The sequence below is a fragment of the Pseudoalteromonas sp. HL-AS1 genome (assembly GCF_031198785.1).
Lineage (GTDB): Bacteria > Pseudomonadota > Gammaproteobacteria > Enterobacterales > Alteromonadaceae > Pseudoalteromonas > Pseudoalteromonas distincta.
Genome location: NZ_CP133569.1, coordinates 2,428,776 through 2,445,172, shown reverse-complemented (window position 1 = coordinate 2,445,172; position 16,397 = coordinate 2,428,776). Strand labels below are relative to the sequence as shown.

16 protein-coding genes are annotated in these 16,397 nt (G+C 40.4%); 13 read left to right on the top strand and 3 right to left on the bottom strand.

Features of this window, described 5'->3' with window-relative positions; translation table 11 throughout:
* From tsf to RB214_RS11250, 13 genes are all read left to right on the top strand, one after another.
* Complete coding sequence (tsf, locus tag RB214_RS11310) at window positions 1-852, top strand: translation elongation factor Ts (protein ID WP_002958320.1); 852 nt, start codon at window positions 1-3, stop codon at window positions 850-852.
* Between the two features lie 158 nt (window positions 853-1,010).
* Window positions 1,011-1,760: a UMP kinase gene (gene pyrH / locus RB214_RS11305; RefSeq protein ID WP_024596498.1), complete on the top strand. Its 750-nt coding sequence runs from the start codon at window positions 1,011-1,013 to the stop codon at window positions 1,758-1,760.
* A 49-nt stretch (window positions 1,761-1,809) separates the two neighbouring features.
* Complete coding sequence (frr, locus tag RB214_RS11300; protein WP_206013162.1) at window positions 1,810-2,331, top strand: ribosome recycling factor; 522 nt, start codon at window positions 1,810-1,812, stop codon at window positions 2,329-2,331.
* Window positions 2,332-2,574: 243 nt separating this feature from the next.
* Window positions 2,575-3,354 (top strand): isoprenyl transferase, encoded by a 780-nt coding sequence (locus tag RB214_RS11295; RefSeq protein ID WP_309166963.1) that lies wholly within the window; start codon window positions 2,575-2,577, stop codon window positions 3,352-3,354.
* A 19-nt stretch (window positions 3,355-3,373) separates the two neighbouring features.
* On the top strand, window positions 3,374-4,240 hold the full coding sequence (locus RB214_RS11290) for a phosphatidate cytidylyltransferase (RefSeq protein ID WP_024606268.1): 867 nt from the start codon (window positions 3,374-3,376) through the stop codon (window positions 4,238-4,240).
* Window positions 4,237-5,442 (top strand): 1-deoxy-D-xylulose-5-phosphate reductoisomerase, encoded by a 1,206-nt coding sequence (gene ispC / locus RB214_RS11285; protein WP_165742985.1) that lies wholly within the window; start codon window positions 4,237-4,239, stop codon window positions 5,440-5,442. The genes RB214_RS11290 and ispC overlap by 4 nt, the downstream gene beginning before the upstream one ends.
* A gap of 1 nt (window position 5,443) precedes the next feature.
* Window positions 5,444-6,796, top strand: a complete 1,353-nt coding sequence (gene rseP, locus RB214_RS11280) for a sigma E protease regulator RseP (RefSeq protein WP_165742986.1) — start codon at window positions 5,444-5,446, stop codon at window positions 6,794-6,796.
* Window positions 6,797-6,896: 100 nt separating this feature from the next.
* Window positions 6,897-9,368, top strand: coding sequence for an outer membrane protein assembly factor BamA (gene bamA / locus RB214_RS11275; protein ID WP_024606270.1), 2,472 nt, complete (start codon window positions 6,897-6,899; stop codon window positions 9,366-9,368).
* Window positions 9,369-9,379: 11 nt separating this feature from the next.
* Window positions 9,380-9,898: an OmpH family outer membrane protein gene (locus tag RB214_RS11270; RefSeq protein WP_165742987.1), complete on the top strand. Its 519-nt coding sequence runs from the start codon at window positions 9,380-9,382 to the stop codon at window positions 9,896-9,898.
* 7 nt (window positions 9,899-9,905) lie between these two features.
* On the top strand, window positions 9,906-10,928 hold the full coding sequence (gene lpxD / locus RB214_RS11265; RefSeq protein ID WP_309166958.1) for a UDP-3-O-(3-hydroxymyristoyl)glucosamine N-acyltransferase: 1,023 nt from the start codon (window positions 9,906-9,908) through the stop codon (window positions 10,926-10,928).
* A 26-nt stretch (window positions 10,929-10,954) separates the two neighbouring features.
* On the top strand, window positions 10,955-11,407 hold the full coding sequence (gene fabZ / locus RB214_RS11260) for a 3-hydroxyacyl-ACP dehydratase FabZ (RefSeq protein ID WP_002958310.1): 453 nt from the start codon (window positions 10,955-10,957) through the stop codon (window positions 11,405-11,407).
* Window positions 11,408-11,409: 2 nt separating this feature from the next.
* The gene (lpxA, locus tag RB214_RS11255) at window positions 11,410-12,180 is read left to right on the top strand and encodes an acyl-ACP--UDP-N-acetylglucosamine O-acyltransferase (protein WP_165742989.1); all 771 of its coding nucleotides are present in this window, start codon (window positions 11,410-11,412) and stop codon (window positions 12,178-12,180) included.
* 146 nt (window positions 12,181-12,326) lie between these two features.
* Window positions 12,327-12,719, top strand: coding sequence for a septal ring lytic transglycosylase RlpA family protein (locus RB214_RS11250; RefSeq protein ID WP_309166954.1), 393 nt, complete (start codon window positions 12,327-12,329; stop codon window positions 12,717-12,719).
* On the opposite strand, the gene cydC is transcribed toward RB214_RS11250, so the two are convergent.
* Genes cydC through cydX form a run of 3 tightly spaced genes read right to left on the bottom strand, consistent with a single transcriptional unit; the run spans window position 12,702 to window position 16,390 of the window.
* A complete protein-coding gene (gene cydC, locus RB214_RS11245) occupies window positions 12,702-14,447 on the bottom strand; it encodes a thiol reductant ABC exporter subunit CydC (protein ID WP_182195826.1) in 1,746 nt (581 codons plus the stop codon). The genes RB214_RS11250 and cydC overlap by 18 nt on opposite strands.
* Window positions 14,440-16,236: a thiol reductant ABC exporter subunit CydD gene (cydD, locus tag RB214_RS11240; RefSeq protein ID WP_309166949.1), complete on the bottom strand. Its 1,797-nt coding sequence runs from the start codon at window positions 16,234-16,236 to the stop codon at window positions 14,440-14,442. The genes cydC and cydD overlap by 8 nt, the downstream gene beginning before the upstream one ends.
* Complete coding sequence (gene cydX / locus RB214_RS11235; protein ID WP_002958303.1) at window positions 16,226-16,390, bottom strand: cytochrome bd-I oxidase subunit CydX; 165 nt, start codon at window positions 16,388-16,390, stop codon at window positions 16,226-16,228. Before cydX ends, cydD begins: the two co-directional genes overlap by 11 nt.
* Between the last annotated feature and the right edge of the window lie 7 nt (window positions 16,391-16,397).

Here is a 16,397-nt window from a genome sequence, read left to right as displayed (position 1 = left end):
ATGGCTGTAACTACTGCCCTAGTTAAAGAATTACGCGAGCGCACAGGCGCTGGCATGATGGATTGTAAAAAAGCGTTAACTGAGACTGATGGCGACATCGAGTTAGCGATTGAAAACATGCGTAAAAGTGGCGCTGCTAAAGCTGCTAAAAAAGCAGGTAACATTGCTGCTGAAGGTACTATCATCATCAAGCAAAACGCTGGTGTTGCAGTACTAGTAGAAGTTAACTGTCAAACAGACTTCGTTGCAAAAGACGTAAGCTTTTTAGCATTTGCAGATAAAGTTGCTGAAGCTGCAATTGCTGACACTCTTACTATCGAAGACTTACAAGCTAAGTTTGAAGAAGACCGTGTTGAGCTAGTAACTAAAATTGGCGAAAACATCAACGTACGTCGTCTGCAGTACATCGCTGGTGAAAACCTAGTTGAGTACCGTCATGGCGACCGTATCGGTGTTGTTGTTGCAGGTGTTGCTGATGAAGAAACACTTAAGCACGTTGCAATGCACGTTGCTGCTTCACGTCCAGAGTACTTAACTCCTTCAGACGTACCAGCTGACGTTGTAGAAAAAGAAAAGCAAGTACAAATCGAAATCGCGATGAATGAAGGCAAGCCTGCTGAAATCGCTGAGAAGATGGTTGTTGGTCGCATGAAAAAATTCACTGGTGAGGTTTCTCTTACTGGTCAAGCTTTCATCATGGAACCTAAAAAATCTGTTGGCGATATTCTTAAAGAGAAAAACGCAACAGTTACTGGCTTTGTACGTGTAGAAGTTGGTGAAGGTATCGAGAAGAAAGAAGAAGATTTTGCTGCTGAAGTTGCTGCTCAAATTGCAGCTGCTAAAGGTCAGTAAGATTAACTATTTGTGATGCAAAAGGAAATTAGATGCAATTAAAGTACTATTTGGTTTTGCTTCACAGCTAGAAATTCTTTAAAATAACCGCGCTTTTATGTTTAACATAAGCGCGGTTATTTTTTATCCATAATTCAATAAAAGTTGGCCCCTATACTATGACTATCAATCGCAAACCTATTTTTAGACGTGTTCTTCTCAAATTAAGTGGTGAAGCTTTAATGGGAGACGAAGGCTTCGGCATCGACCCTAAAGTTTTAGACCGTATGGCACAAGAAATTAAAGAGCTAGTAGAGCTTGACGTAGAAGTGGGTTTAGTTATTGGTGGAGGTAACTTTTTACGCGGTGGTTCACTTGCAGAAGCAGGTATGAACCGCGTAGTAGGCGACCACATGGGTATGCTTGCAACGGTTATGAATGGCCTTGCAATGCGTGATGCGCTACACCGTGCATTTGTAAACTGTCGTTTAATGTCGGCTATTCCGCTAAATGGTGTATGTGACGCTTATAACTGGGCTGAAGCAATTAGTTTATTGAAAACTGGCCGCGTTGTTATTTTTGCAGCGGGCACCGGTAACCCATTTTTTACTACCGATTCTGCAGCGTGTTTACGCGGTATTGAAATTGAAGCGGATACAGTAATTAAAGCGACTAAAGTGGATGGCGTGTACAGTGATGATCCTGTTAAAAACCCAGAAGCGACGCTTTACAGCCACTTAAGCTACAATGAAATCATTGAAAAAGAATTAAAAGTTATGGATTTAGCGGCATTTACTCTAGCCCGCGATCACAATATGCCATTGAGCGTATTTAATATGAATAAATCAGGCGCGCTAAAACGCGTAATTATGGGTGAAGAAGAAGGAACACTTATTTCTTCACAAGCCTCAGATGAAATAATCAAATAATTAGGATTAAACCGTGATTAACGATATTCAAAAAGACGCGCAAGCGCGCATGCAAAAAAGTGTAACTGCACTAGGTAGCCAATTATCTAAAATTCGTACTGGCCGTGCACATCCTGCAATCCTAGATGGCATTATGGTGTCGTACTATGGTGCACCAACGCCTTTAAACCAAGTTGCTAACGTAACAATTGAAGATTCTCGTACACTTGCTATTGGTGTATTTGATAAGTCTTTAGCGCAAGCTGTTGAAAAAGCAATTATGGCGTCTGACTTAGGTTTAAACCCTATGTCGGCAGGTACTGTTATTCGTGTACCACTTCCTCCACTTACAGAAGAGCGTCGTAAAGACCTAATCAAAATTGTACGTGGCGAAGTTGAAGGCGGTCGCGTTGCTATTCGTAACATTCGTCGTGATGCTAATGGCGATGTAAAAGGTTTATTAAAAGATAAAGAAATATCTGAAGATGAAGCGCGTCAATCAGATGATGCGATTCAAAAACTTACAGATAAGTTTATCAAAGAAATGGATACTCTATTAGCTGCTAAAGAAGCAGAGTTAATGGAAATCTAAGTAGGGCCTGTTTATCTTTTAAGGTAGAGTTTGCAGTAGTGTGTTTGGTTTTAAGGCAAGGCAGAGCCTACGTAGTGAGGTTATTCCCCATTATTAGGCGATAGCAATGCATAAAATCTAAAAACGCGCTGCCCAAAGGGTTCTGCCTAGATTGAATAAATTACAATCCTGAAAGGTCGACAGGACCTATTAAAATTATTAGTTTTGAAACGCCGTCTAGGGTATACTAGGCGGCGTTTTTTTATGGAATACTCGATATTTATGGTTCTAGATGCTGACACAATTTCACAGCAATGTTTACCTAAACATGTTGCTATCATCATGGATGGGAACGGACGTTGGGCACAAGCTAGAAATAGACCTCGTGTGTATGGGCATAAAAAAGGCGTAGACGCAGTTCGTCAATCTGTTCAGTTTTGTACTAAATTAGGGATACAATCGTTAACCTTATTTGCTTTTAGTAGTGAAAACTGGCGCCGCCCTGAAGACGAAGTAAACACTTTAATGGAGCTTTTCTTATTTGTTTTAACAAAGGAAGTTAAAAAGCTTCATAAAAACAATGTAAAACTGACCATTATTGGAGATTTATCACGATTTTCTGAAGGATTACGTAGCAAGGTAGACGCTGCGCATAAGCTGACTGAAAATAATACCGGATTGCGCTTAAATGTTGCAGCTAATTACGGTGGTCGTTGGGATATGGCTAACGCGGCTAAACAACTTGCTTTGCAAGTTGCGCAAGGCACACTCAACGCAGAAGATATTACAGAAGAGCGCTTAGCACACCATATGAGCATGGCAGATCAGGCTGAACCTGATTTACTTATTCGCACTGGTGGCGATGTTCGTATTAGTAATTTTTTACTATGGCAAGTTGCTTATGCAGAACTTTACTTTACCGAGACACTTTGGCCTGATTTTAATGAAGCAGCATTTGCTGAGGCTATAGCGTGTTACGTTGCCAGAGAGCGACGTTTTGGTTGTACGGGCGAACAAATAAAACAATTACTCGCTCAAACCTAAATAGAATAAGGGTCACATTTTGTTAAAACAACGAATTTTAACCTCACTTGTGCTTGCACCATCGGCATTAGCTTTGGTTTTTTATACACCGCTTACGTTATTTAGTTACTTTGCCGGTGCAATAGTATTATTAGGCGCATGGGAATGGTCTGCGTTTATGGGTTTATGCGATAAGCTCAAACGTGGTGCTTTTGTTGTATTGATTGCAGCCTTACTTGGCCTGCTTAATTTACATTGGCCTATTGAATCACTATGGGAAAATGGCAAGCTAGTAGGTGATGCAAATTACGTATTTACGCTTTCGTTTGCTTGGTGGATTGTTGCTAGTTATTTAATTTGGCGCTATCCAGAAATGGCTAAAGCGTGGAATGAAGGTTTAGTAATGCGCGGCATTGCAGGTTTATTAACACTTGTGCCGTTATGGCTTGCACTAAATACGCTGCGCAGTGCGCAATATGCTGAATCAACACATTTTGGCTCGGTACTGATTTTAGTCGTATTGGGTATTGTGTGGAGTGCAGACGTTGGTGCTTATTTTTCAGGTAAGAGCTTTGGTAAGCATAAACTTATGCCAAAAGTGAGCCCTAATAAAACAATTGAAGGGTTAGCAGGCGGTGTAGTCGCTTCTATCATTTTTGTTTTAGCATTTTGTCACTTTACCGATGTTGATTTAGGTGTTTGGCCTATCTACGCGATAATGACTGCATTTATTGCATTGTTCTCTGCGGTAGGTGATTTACTGGAAAGCATGTTTAAACGTGAAGCCGGTTTAAAAGATAGCGGCCGTTGTTTACCTGGGCACGGCGGTATTTTAGATCGCATTGACAGCTTAACGGCTGCAGCTCCAATGTTTGTAATGTGCTATGCGTGGACTCTTAGTTTATGAGCCAAAAGCAATTGCTGGTTATTTTAGGCGCAACAGGTTCAATTGGTTTAAGTACACTAGATGTTGTATCGCGCAATAAAGAGTTATTTGATGTTTTTGTTTTAGCTGCAGGGCAAAACGCAAAAAAAATGGCTGAGCTGTGTATTGAACACGAACCACTTTATGCGATTATGGCTACCCAGCAAGCCGCTGAGCAGCTATCTGCTTATTTAGCTAATACACAATGCCAAACGCTTGTTATGCACGGCGAGCAAGCAATGTGCGACTTATGTGCTCACCCAGATGTTGATGTCGTGATGTCGGCAATTGTAGGTGCAGCTGGTTTACTGCCAACATTAAGTGCAGTAGAAGCAGGTAAAAAAGTACTCCTTGCTAATAAAGAATCGTTAGTTATGTCAGGTCAGTTGTTTATTGATAAAGTTAAACAACATAAAGCGACCTTGCTGCCAATTGATAGCGAACATAATGCTATTTTTCAATGTCTACCTTCTTCGTTACAAAATGCCAAAGGCGATCAAAATTTACAGCAACATGGCGTAAGTAAAATTTTGCTAACCGGTTCTGGTGGCCCGTTTTTAACGCGCGATATAAACACACTAAAAGATGTAACTGTAAGTGAAGCCGTGGCGCATCCTAACTGGTCGATGGGTCAAAAAATATCAGTAGACTCGGCCACTATGATGAATAAAGGCTTAGAGTTTATTGAAGCTAAGTGGTTATTCAATTGCGACACCAGTGATATAGACGTAGTGATTCATCCACAAAGTATTATTCACTCAATGGTGCAATATCATGACGGTTCTATTTTAGCGCAAATGGGTAACCCTGATATGCGCACGCCAATTGCCCATGCACTTGCATACCCGGAGCGAATTAATGCAGGCGTTAAACCGTTAAACTTCTCTGATATATGTGATTTCTCATTCACCAAGCCTGACTTTTCTCGCTATCCAAATTTACAATTAGCGATTGATGCGTGTAGTGCAGGGCAGGGCGCGACTACAACGGTTAATGCTGCAAATGAGATAGCAGTAAGTGCATTCTTAAACGGTAAAATTGGTTTTACTGATATATACAAAATAAATGCACAAACGCTTGAAGCTGCAACGTATACCAATGTACAAAGCTTAGATGAAATTTTAGAGTGCGATAAATTAGCGCGTATTAGCGCTTCAGAATTTATAACAAAAGTGGCGCATTAATATGTTTGATTTTTTTTGGAATCTTGGCTCATTTATTTTAGCGCTTGGTATTTTAGTGGCCATACATGAATATGGCCATTTTTGGGTTGCACGAAAAATGGGCGTTAAAGTGCTGCGTTTTTCAATTGGCTTTGGTAAGCCATTGTTAAAATGGCACGATAAATATAATACCGAATATGTGATTGCGGCTATTCCATTAGGCGGTTATGTAAAAATGCTTGATGAGCGTGTTGATGACGTGCCGGCAAACCAACGTCACTTGTCGTTTAACGCTAAATCTGTACATGCACGTATTGCCATAGTTGCAGCGGGTCCAATGGCCAACTTTTTGTTTGCCATTTTTGCTCTTGCTGTAATGTATATGGTGGGTGTGCAGTCGGTAAAGCCTGTGGTAGGTAGCATTACCGAGGGTAGCCGGGCAGAGCAAGCGGGCATTATGCCTTCTCAACATATTATAAAAATTGGTGATGATGATATAACGACATGGCAAGATGCCACGTTTGCACTTATGTCTAATTTAGGTGAAGAAAGCGTTGAAGTGATAGTGCGCGATAAAAACCTTCAACCACGTGTTAAAACGCTTAATTTAGAGGGGTGGAAACTAGATCAGCAAGACGTGCCACCACTAAGCTCGTTAGGTATTGTACCGTTTAGACCTCAAGCCACTTTAACAATTGCCGCGGTGACTAAAGATTCAGCTGCAGAACACGCTAATTTACAAGTTAATGACAAAATTTTGGCTGTAAACGGTGAAACAATAAGCAATTGGCAGCAATTAGTTAATCTTATTACGCAATCAGCTAACAAATCTTTACAATTTAGTGTAAAAAGACAAGATACTATAAAAGCCATTACAGTAACCCCTAAAGGGCGCATTGATAATAACGGTATTGAGCAAGGCTTTTTAGGCGTTGCTCCTGTTGTACAGCAATGGCCTGATGGTTATGTAGAGACTAGACATTACGGCCCGCTCGATAGTATCGTGCGAGGCACAAAAGAAACGTGGCGCTTAATTACACTCAGTTTTGATATGATTGGTAATTTAATTACAGGCCAGGTTTCGGTTAAGAATTTAAGTGGCCCCGTGGGCATTGCAGTAGGCGCTGGAACTAGCGTAAGCTATGGGTTAGTGGCCTTTTTAAGCTTTTTAGCCTTAATAAGCGTTAACTTGGGTGTATTTAATTTATTACCCTTACCAGTGCTTGATGGTGGACACTTAATGTATTACATAATTGAACTTTTTCGTAAAAAGCCGGTCTCTGAAAAGACACAAGAGTTTGGTTTTAAAGTGGGCGCCTTGTTGCTCATTTTTCTAACATGTTTCGCTTTGTTCAATGATGTATCGCGTTTGTAGTTTTACAGCGTGGCAAATTACTAATTAGAACACGATTGTAAAGCACCACTTTAGTAGGGTGTTATGCGGTAATACAGTTGTAAAGGATAAAGATAATAAAATGGCTATAAAAAAACATTTGGCAGTAACAAGTTTATTGGGTGCAAGTTTTGCAGCCCTAGGCCAAAACTCCTTTATTGTTGAAGACCTGAAAGTTGAAGGTTTACAGCGTGTAGCACTTGGTGCAGCGCTAACACATATTCCTATTAACGTAGGCGATAATGTTGATGACTATACGATTTCAAAAACAATAAAGTCACTTTATCGTTCTGGGCACTTTGATAACATAAAAGCCCTTCGTGATGGCAACAACGTTATTTTTAAAGTAACGGAACGTCCTACCATCAGCTTCATTGAGTTTGAAGGCAATAAAGACATTAAAGACGAGCAGCTTAATGAGTCTCTTGATCAGCAAGATATTCGCCAAGGTGAACCACTTGATAAAACCGTTATCGATAGTATCGAAAAGGGCTTAGTTGAGTTTTTCCACAGTATTGGTAAATACAACGCTAAAGTAGATATCAGTATTACTAAGTTGCCTCGTAACCGCGTTAAACTTAAATTAGAGTTTGATGAAGGTGATGCAGCTTCTATCCGACAAATTAACTTAGTGGGTAATGAACTTTTTTCTAATGAAGAGCTTCTTAAACTTGCTGAATCGCAGCAAGATTTACCTTGGTGGCAGTTTATGGGTAGCGATCGCTACCAAAAGCAAACCATTGAAGGCGATTTAGAAAAAATTCGTAGTTATTATTTAGACCGTGGTTACCTACGTTTTAATATCGATTCAACGCAAGTATCAGTGAGCCCTGAGCGTGAATCAGTTTACGTTACAGCTAACTTAACTGAAGGCGTAAAATACACCGTTAAAGGCTTTGACTTTATTGGTGACTTGCTTGGCCGTGAAGACTTAATTAAAAGTGTTATCCCACTTAGAGCAGGTGAGCTTTACAATGGCTCAGTCGTTACTTCGTCAGAAGAATTTATTAAAAGCTACTTAGCACGTTTTGGTTACGCTAATGCTGAAGTGCGTACAATTCCAGAAATTGACGACGAAAAGCAAGAAGTACAACTAACACTATCGGTTAATCCAGGTAAGCGTGTATACGTTCGTCGTATTATTGTTGGTGGTAACCAAAATACAGCTGATGAAGTACTTCGCCGTGAAATGACACAACTTGAAGGCGCCTGGTTATCTAATCAAAACCTTGAGCGTTCAAAACTACAAATTCAACGTTTGCCTTATATGGAAACTGTTGATTTTAACGTAGTGCCTGTACCAGGTGTGGATGACCAAGTAGATGTAGACTTTACTGTAAAAGAGCAATCAGCGGGTAGCTTTAATGCTGGCCTTGCTTATGGTTCTTACTTAGGTCTGCAGTTTAATATTGGTGTAACAGAATCTAACTTTTTAGGCACAGGTAACCAAATTGGTTTAAACCTTAATACCTCTACAGGTTCTGAAAGCTTAAGCTTATCGTACACAGACCCATACTTTACGCCAGATGGTGTATCGCAAGGCAGTAGCATCTTTTACAGAAACTACGATGCAAGTAAATTTAGCCTTGTTGAATATAAATCGAAAAGTTATGGTTTAGGCACAAATATTGGTTTTCCAATTGATGCTGTAAATCGTGTTAACTTTGGCGCCCGTTGGATTAAAGAAGAGCTTTCGGATATTGCAGAGTACGAGCAAACGCGTGTACTTCGTGAAACATTCTTAGATCCAGATAACCCAGATGCAGGCTTTGACTTTACTAAGTATGAGCTGAGTGTTGGTTGGTCGCGTATCACCGTTAACCGTGGTTTATTCCCAACAGCGGGTTCGCGTCAAACTCTAAACTTAACAGCAACAACGCCTAACTCAGATCTTCAGTACTTTAAACTGAATTACGATTCGCGTTTTTACTGGCCTATATCAAATGACCACCGTTGGGTATTCTCGACGCGTGCAGCACTTGGTTATGGTAATGGTTATGGTTCTACAAACGGGTATGAGCAAACACTTCCATTCCAAGAGTACTTCCGTATAACGGAAATGGAACTACGTGGCTTTGACCGTAATACAATATTACCACGTGCTGTATCGCGTATACCGCAGTCTATTCCAGGTACGCCAGGTGCAGACGGTACTACAACCGGTAGCATTGGTGGCGCATCAGAATTTGATATTCTAGTGCCACAAGGCCGTATTGGTGGTAATGCTAAAGCAGTGGCAGGTATGGAGCTAATTGTTCCTACGCCATTCTTAGATGAAGAAAATACCAGCTCTGTACGTACGAGCTTCTTTGTTGATGCTGCTAACGTATGGGATACAGAGTTTAATGTAGACCGTTTCCAAAACCTAGCACCAGATGAGCGTGCTAAATTAGATGACTATTCAGACCCTATGCGCTTTAGGGTGTCAACCGGTCTTTCATTACAATGGATCTCTCCAATGGGTCCAATGCTGATCAGTTTTGCGTATCCATTGCAAAAAGAAGAAGATGACGATACGAAAACCATCAGCTTTAACATTAGTAACACTTTTTAAAGGAGTTTTTTATGACTAAATTATTTAAATCAACAGCTGTAGCAGTTTTAGCAACTTTAATGATGGGTACTTCTGCGAGTGCACTTGCACATAAAGTAGGTATTGTTGACATGCAAGAAATCTACAAGCAAATTCCTCAAATGGCTAAAATTGAACAGTCTTTACAAACTGAGTTTGCTGAGCGCCGTCAAGAGCTTGAAAAGCTACAAGGCGATATTCGTTTTGAAGCTGAAAAATTTAAACGTGAAAGTACCACTATGAGCCAAGCTCAAAAAGATACATTACGTGAAAAAATTCAGGGCATGCAAAAAAATCTTGCTGAACAAGGCCGTCCTTTAGAGCAAGAAATTAAAGCACGTCAAAACCAAGAGCTTGCTAAAGTTCAAGGTGTAATCATCAAGACGATTGAAGAGATTGCTAAAGATGGTGACTTCGACGAAGTTAAAGTAAAAGACACAACAATTTACTTTAACCCTAAAGAAGTGACTGATCTTTCATCTAAAGTTGTAGCCGCTGTTAGTAAGAAATAATCACTCTATGCAAAATTATACGCTTTCGCAAATTGCGGAACTTCTAGGCGCCGAACTTCAGGGTGATGGCGCTTTAGAAATAAAAAAAATAGCGACACTTGCAAATGCCCATTCTGGGCATATTGCATTTTTAGCGAACTCAAAATATCGCACGCAACTTGAGACCACTCAAGCTAGCGCTGTAATAGTAAGCCAAGCCGATGCTCGGTACTTTAGTGGTAGCAAAGTTATTGTTGCTAATCCGTATGTAAGTTACGCAAAATTAGCGCAATTTATGGATACGACGCCACGATCAGCATCTACAGGTATTCATCCAAGCGCTACGGTGCATCCAACAGCTATTGTTAGTGACAGCGCCGCTATTGGTGCTAACGCAGTCATTGAAGCTAATGCAGTGATTGGTGACAACGCGCAAATTGGTCCGAACAGTTTTATCGGCGAATATGTTAAAATAGGTTCTGGCACTAAGCTTTGGCCTAGTGTGACTATTTATCACGATGTTGAAATTGGTTCAGATTGTTTGTTTCAAGCAAATAGTGTTGTAGGTAGTGATGGGTTTGGTTATGCGAACGAGCGCGGGCAGTGGGTAAAAATACCTCAGCTTGGCTCTGTGATCATAGGTAATAAAGTTGAAATAGGTGCAAGTACCACAATTGATCGTGGCGCACTGGACAATACCATTATTCATAGCAATGTTATTATCGATAATCAGTGTCAAATAGCACACAACGTTGAAGTTAATTCAGGCACCGCAATCGCGGGCTGCACCGTACTTGCAGGAAGCGTTACCATTGGCAAAAACTGTCAAATTGGTGGCATGGTTGCAATTAATGGTCACATGTCTGTATGTGATGGTGCTATAATTACCGGCATGAGTATGGTGACAAAATCAATCACCGAACCAGGTATTTACTCATCTGGTATGCCCCATACAACAAACAAAGAATGGCGTAAATCAATAGCTCACTTGCGTAACCTTTCAGACATGAAATCACGTCTTAAAGCGCTGGAAGCATTGGCTAAGTCATAACGTTGAACACTAATAAGGATGCTATTTTGGCAAACGAATTAAATAGCCTTGATATTCAAGAAATTTTAAGTTTATTACCGCACCGTTACCCGATGCTATTAATTGATCGTGTTATTGATTTTACACCTGGCAAATCTTTACATGCTATTAAAAATGTTTCTATAAACGAACCTATATTTACTGGCCATTTCCCAAATCAGCCAATTTTTCCTGGTGTGCTAATATTAGAATCAATGGCGCAAGCCACGGGTTTATTAGGTTTTAAAACAGTAGAAAATCGTAGTGAAAACGAACTATATTTATTTGCTGCTGTTGATAACGCACGTTTTAAACAGCCAGTGATCCCAGGTGATACAATGCATCTTCATGTTGAGTTTTTAAAAGAACGTCGCAACATTTGGAAGTTTGCTGCAGAAGCTAGAGTCGACGGCAAAGTTGTATGTAGTGCCGAAATTATGTGTGCGAGAAGAGAGTTTTAATAGTGATCCATTCTACAGCAATAATCGAACCTGGCGCTAAACTAGGCAACAATGTCTCAGTTGGTCCGTATAGTTATATTGGCAATGATGTTGTTATCGGTGATAACTGTATTATTGAGTCTCATGTTGTTGTTAAAGGGCCATCAACTATTGGCTCTGGCAATCATATTTTTCAGTTTGCGTCTGTGGGCGAAGCCTGCCAAGACAAAAAATACAACAACGAGCCAACCACATTAATCATGGGTGATAACAATGTTATCCGTGAATGTGCCACTATTCACCGTGGTACAATTCAAGACCAAGGCGTTACTAAAATTGGTAGTAATAACTTATTTATGGCTTATACACACGTTGCACATGATGCAGTAATTGGCGATAACGTAATTTTTGCTAACAATGCAAGTGTGGCCGGCCATGTACATGTAGGCGACTGGGTTATCTTAGGTGGTAATTCGGGAGTTCATCAGTTTTGTAAAATTGGTGCACATGCCTTTATTGGTATGTATTCAGGTGTTAACAAAGATGTACCACCTTTTGTTACTACCATTGGTATGCCAGCAGGTCCTGCCGCTATCAATAAAGAAGGCATGAAACGTCGTGGTTTCGAAAGTGATGAAATTATGGCTGTACGCCGTGCATACAAAGCGTTTTACCGTAAAAGCTTAGGTGCAGACGAAGCGATTGAATCGCTTAGTGAAGATGCCGAAAAGTACCCTGCTGTGAAATTGATGGTCGACTTTGTTAAAAGCTCAGAGCGCGGCATTGTAAGATAATTCGCGCGTTTTGCTCTAAGCATAAAAAACCACCCTAGATGATAAATCGAAGGTGGTTTTTATTGCCCACGGTTTAGACCTAATTCAGTTAATACTCAGCGAGCTCAAGTTAGTATGCATCTAATTTGTATAATAAAAGTCATCCTATGCGTTTACCTAAGTTAGTTGTCACTCTTTTTATTACTTCAGCGTTAGCCGCTTGTAGTAGCCAACCTATTGTTAAATCATCTACTGGAGAGGTTACTCAAGTTGGTATAGCATCTTTTTATGCTGACAAATATCACGGGAGAACAACTGCCAACGGAGAGCGCTTTAGCCAACAAGCCGCCACAGCAGCCCATTTAGAGTTCGACTTTGGCACTAAGGTCGTTGTTACCAACCTCGCTAATAATAAATCAGTCACGGTAAGAATTAACGATAGAGGCCCGTATGTGCGAGGTCGTATTATTGATTTATCAAAGAGTATGTTTAAAAAGATAGCCGACCCTAAAGTCGGCGTTATTGATGTATCAGTAACGGTTTTAAAACCGGGTAGTTAGCGCAATATAGTCGGGATAAGTGCTACTGAGCTCTTTATGAGAGCCTTGTGCGACTACTTTACCGCCTTCTAACCATACAACATTATCCATTTGAGCAAGTAGAGCGGGATCGTGCGTAATTGTCAGCACGCTGGCGTTATTCATAACATGCATTATTGCTTGCATTACCCCTTGCTTAGATTGGTTATCAAGACCTTCTGTTGGTTCATCAAGAACTAAAATAGCAGGGTTTTTAAGTAATGCTTGGGCAATGGCTATACGCCTAGATTGACCTTGCGACACGTTACGCCCGCCAGTGCCTAATCGTGTTTTTAAACCTTCTTTTAGCTCATTAAACCATGGGCTCAATTGAGCTAATGCGAGCGCTTCAATCATTTGCTCTTTGGTTGCATTTGGCGCGGCATAACGTAAGTTTTCACTTAATGTGCCATCAAAAATATGGTGCTGCTGGGCGAGTATATTTATAACATTTGCGCGTATATCATTATTTAACGAATGTAAGTCAACAACGCTATTTTGATTGTTTAGCGTTATGCTGCCTTGTTGCAAAGGCCATAAACCAGTAAGTAAATTTACAAGCGTCGTTTTACCGCTGCCGCTTCTACCTACAATTGCTACCTTTTGCTGAGGCATTAGTTCAAAACTGATATTAGTTAGCGCTGTTTGTTCACCATATTGGTAGCTAATATTGTTAAGTACTAACGTGTGATTTTGCGCGCTAAAGTTTTCATCAATGTCTACATGTTTACTTTCAATTTGCGAACTAGCTGCTTTATCTTCAAGTGTAAACAATCGCTCTGCTGCTTTTAAAACACTTGGAAGCTCTATAAACGCGTTGGGTAGTAGTAATACGCTTTCAAAGCTTGCCAGTACAAACAAACTTAACATAGCAAGTTCTACATTTACCATACTGCTTGCGTAAACCAGTGGGACAATGGTTACTATGCTAGCAAGCATGGCTAATTGAACAACCAACAAGCTTAATCCATCTGAGTTTGCCAGTGCTTTGTGGCGAATAAATAATTGCTGATTGTACTGCTCGCTTAATTCGTCGCACTTATTAAGTTGCTGCGAACGGGCTTGATAAATACTAAGCTCTCTAAGGCCTGTAAGTGTATCTGAAAGCTCAGAGCGAAGTTGTGCACTCAGTTGTGTTTCTTTATGGCTGTTTTTAGTGAGCTTTGCGCTGAGTAGGGCAGGTATAACCACACCAATAAGTATAATGCCAGTAAAGCAAATAAGGGCGACGTTGCCATTATAGGCCGACATAAACAGCATGATGATTGGCACACTTAAAAGAGCGACCAGCATAGGAAGTAAAACGTTTAAATAAAATTTATCGAGTGCGTCTACATCGTTTTGTAATCGGTTAACTAGATCAGCGCTGCGGCTCATTGCTAAATCAACATTGTTAAGCTTACTTAACGTTGCAAATACATTGGTACGTATTTCACTTAGTAATAAAAACGTGGCGTTATGAGTAACTAGGCGTTCGCCATAGCGCGATGCAGTTCGTACAATTGCTAAAAACCGAATCGTTCCTGCTGGAGTAAAGTAGTTCATTTGCACGCCCGCAAGACCTGCAGCCGCCATTGACGCTAAAAACCAGCCAGAAATAGCCAACAAGCCCACATTAGCTAATACCGTAATCGTTGCTAAAAATGTACCCAATAGCATAGCTTTATAATGAGGAGCACAAAGCTTTAATAAGCGAATAAAATTATGCATGCGCAACCCCTTGTTTAGCCGTTTTTAGTAAGTTAGCAAATGCACCATTTTGCGCTGCAAGTGTTTCAAAGTGACCTTGCTCAGCTATTTTTCCATCGTGCATAACAATGATATTGCTGGCATGTTTAACGGTATTTAATCGATGAGCAATGACTAATACTAAGTTATTTTTAGCATATTCATTAATAGCATCTTGAATAAGCTGCTCTGTTTGGCTATCAAGGTGCGCTGTAGGCTCATCAAGCACTAAAACTGGTGCTTGTTTTATGAATGCACGTGCGAGTGCGATGCGTTGCTTTTGTCCGCCAGAAAGCCCTTCGCCTTGCTCACCTATCAGTGTGTTAAAACCATCGGGTAGGGTATTTATAAATTCAAGCACACCAGCTTGTTTTGCCGCGTGTTCAAGCTCTTGCTGTGTGGCAGTGGGTTTGGCCAATTTAATGTTGACAGCAATGGTGTCGTAAAATAGCGTCGCTTGTTGTGGTATCCATGCAATATTATTTTGCAAGTAAGTAATATCGGTTGTACTTAAACTCTGATCATTAATAGATAGGTTGTTAATCACCTCAGGGTGAAACCCTAATAGACAATCAAACAACGTACTTTTACCTGAGCCACTACTGCCCACAACTGCAATTAAGCCTTTATTTGGCAATGTTAAATTTATATTTTTAATCCCTTCGTTACTACCAGGGTATATAAAATTAAGGTCGGTAATACTTATTGAATTAATTGTATTTAAAGTTAAATTGTTTTCAGGTGCGCTTGTAGTTACTGACGCATTTTCGTCACTTGGCAGTGGGGCATTTAAAATCGCAACCATATCGGCCGCCGCACTAATACCTTGTAAACGTGCATGGTAATGGCTACCTAGCTGGCGCAGTGGTAAATAAAATTCAGGCGCTAAAAGTAGCACCACAAAGCCAGTAGCAAAATCAAGAGTGCCAAAAAACAGTCTAAAACCAATAATTACTGCGACTAATGCCACGCTAATGGTGGCTAAAAACTCAAGTGCAAATGATGATAAAAACGCGATTTTTAAAACATCGAGTGTCGCGTGTCTAAAATCATCTGAAATTTTAGCTATTTGTTTAAGCTCGGTACGTGTTGCATTAAATAGTTTTAGCTGAGTTAAACCTTGCACGCGGTCAAAAAAGTAATTGCCTAGTACAGCAAGTTGCTTCCAGCGTTTTTGGTTTAAAGCTTCGGCTTTAGAGCCTACTAAAATCATGAAAAAAGGAATAAGTGGGGCGGTTAATAAAAATATCAGCCCTGCTTTATAATCTGTCGGAAAAATAACTACCAATATTGCCAGCGGAATAAGCGCGCTGTAAGCAACACCTGGCAAGTATTTAGCATAATAGTCGTGAAGTGCTTCAACGCCATTATGCAGGGTGTTTAATGTAGCGCCTTGGCCGTGTTGTTCTATATAACTAGGCCCAAGTAAGCTGAGCTTATGGAGAAGTGTTTGGCGCATAGCCGATTTTATTTTAAGCGCAGCAAATGCACTTAAGCGCTCACTTAACGCTAAAAACACCGCGCGCAATAAAATAATGCCTGCTAAGGGCCATAATAAATGAGTGACTTGGGCTAAGTTATTACCTTCAAACATTACATTATGAATAGCTTGAGCCAGTAAATAAGCACCTGCAATCATCAGTAATGCGTTAAAAGTACCCAGTGCAATGCTTAACTTTAACCACACTGCAGCGGGTTTGCTTTGAAGCTTTAAAAAAGCGCGCAGTGATTGCTGCTGCTGCGCGCGATCTGGTCGGGGGTTAGTCGTCATCTTTTGTGTTGTTAGCATCGTTTAATAAATCGTGCATGGCTTGTTCATCATCAGCAATGCTGTTTTTATTTTGATGAAATTCGTACCACATTACATTTATTACACCTAAGGTACAGGCCAAAAGTACACCTAAAATCCAAGCGAAATACCACATAGTTTAG

Excerpts from the sequence above, each read along its gene's own strand:
- tsf (WP_002958320.1), top strand. The coding sequence starts at position 1 with ATGGCTGTAACTACTGCCCTAGTTAAAGAATTACGCGAGCGCACAGGC.
- pyrH (WP_024596498.1), top strand. The coding sequence starts at position 1,011 with ATGACTATCAATCGCAAACCTATTTTTAGACGTGTTCTTCTCAAATTA.
- frr (WP_206013162.1), top strand. The coding sequence starts at position 1,810 with ATGCAAAAAAGTGTAACTGCACTAGGTAGCCAATTATCTAAAATTCGT.
- RB214_RS11295 (WP_309166963.1), top strand. The coding sequence starts at position 2,575 with ATGGAATACTCGATATTTATGGTTCTAGATGCTGACACAATTTCACAG.
- ispC (WP_165742985.1), top strand. The coding sequence starts at position 4,237 with ATGAGCCAAAAGCAATTGCTGGTTATTTTAGGCGCAACAGGTTCAATT.
- rseP (WP_165742986.1), top strand. The coding sequence starts at position 5,444 with ATGTTTGATTTTTTTTGGAATCTTGGCTCATTTATTTTAGCGCTTGGT.
- bamA (WP_024606270.1), top strand. The coding sequence starts at position 6,897 with ATGGCTATAAAAAAACATTTGGCAGTAACAAGTTTATTGGGTGCAAGT.
- RB214_RS11270 (WP_165742987.1), top strand. The coding sequence starts at position 9,380 with ATGACTAAATTATTTAAATCAACAGCTGTAGCAGTTTTAGCAACTTTA.
- lpxD (WP_309166958.1), top strand. The coding sequence starts at position 9,906 with ATGCAAAATTATACGCTTTCGCAAATTGCGGAACTTCTAGGCGCCGAA.
- RB214_RS11250 (WP_309166954.1), top strand. The coding sequence starts at position 12,327 with ATGCGTTTACCTAAGTTAGTTGTCACTCTTTTTATTACTTCAGCGTTA.
- cydC (WP_182195826.1), bottom strand. The coding sequence starts at position 14,447 with ATGCATAATTTTATTCGCTTATTAAAGCTTTGTGCTCCTCATTATAAA.
- cydD (WP_309166949.1), bottom strand. The coding sequence starts at position 16,236 with ATGACGACTAACCCCCGACCAGATCGCGCGCAGCAGCAGCAATCACTG.
- cydX (WP_002958303.1), bottom strand. The coding sequence starts at position 16,390 with ATGTGGTATTTCGCTTGGATTTTAGGTGTACTTTTGGCCTGTACCTTA.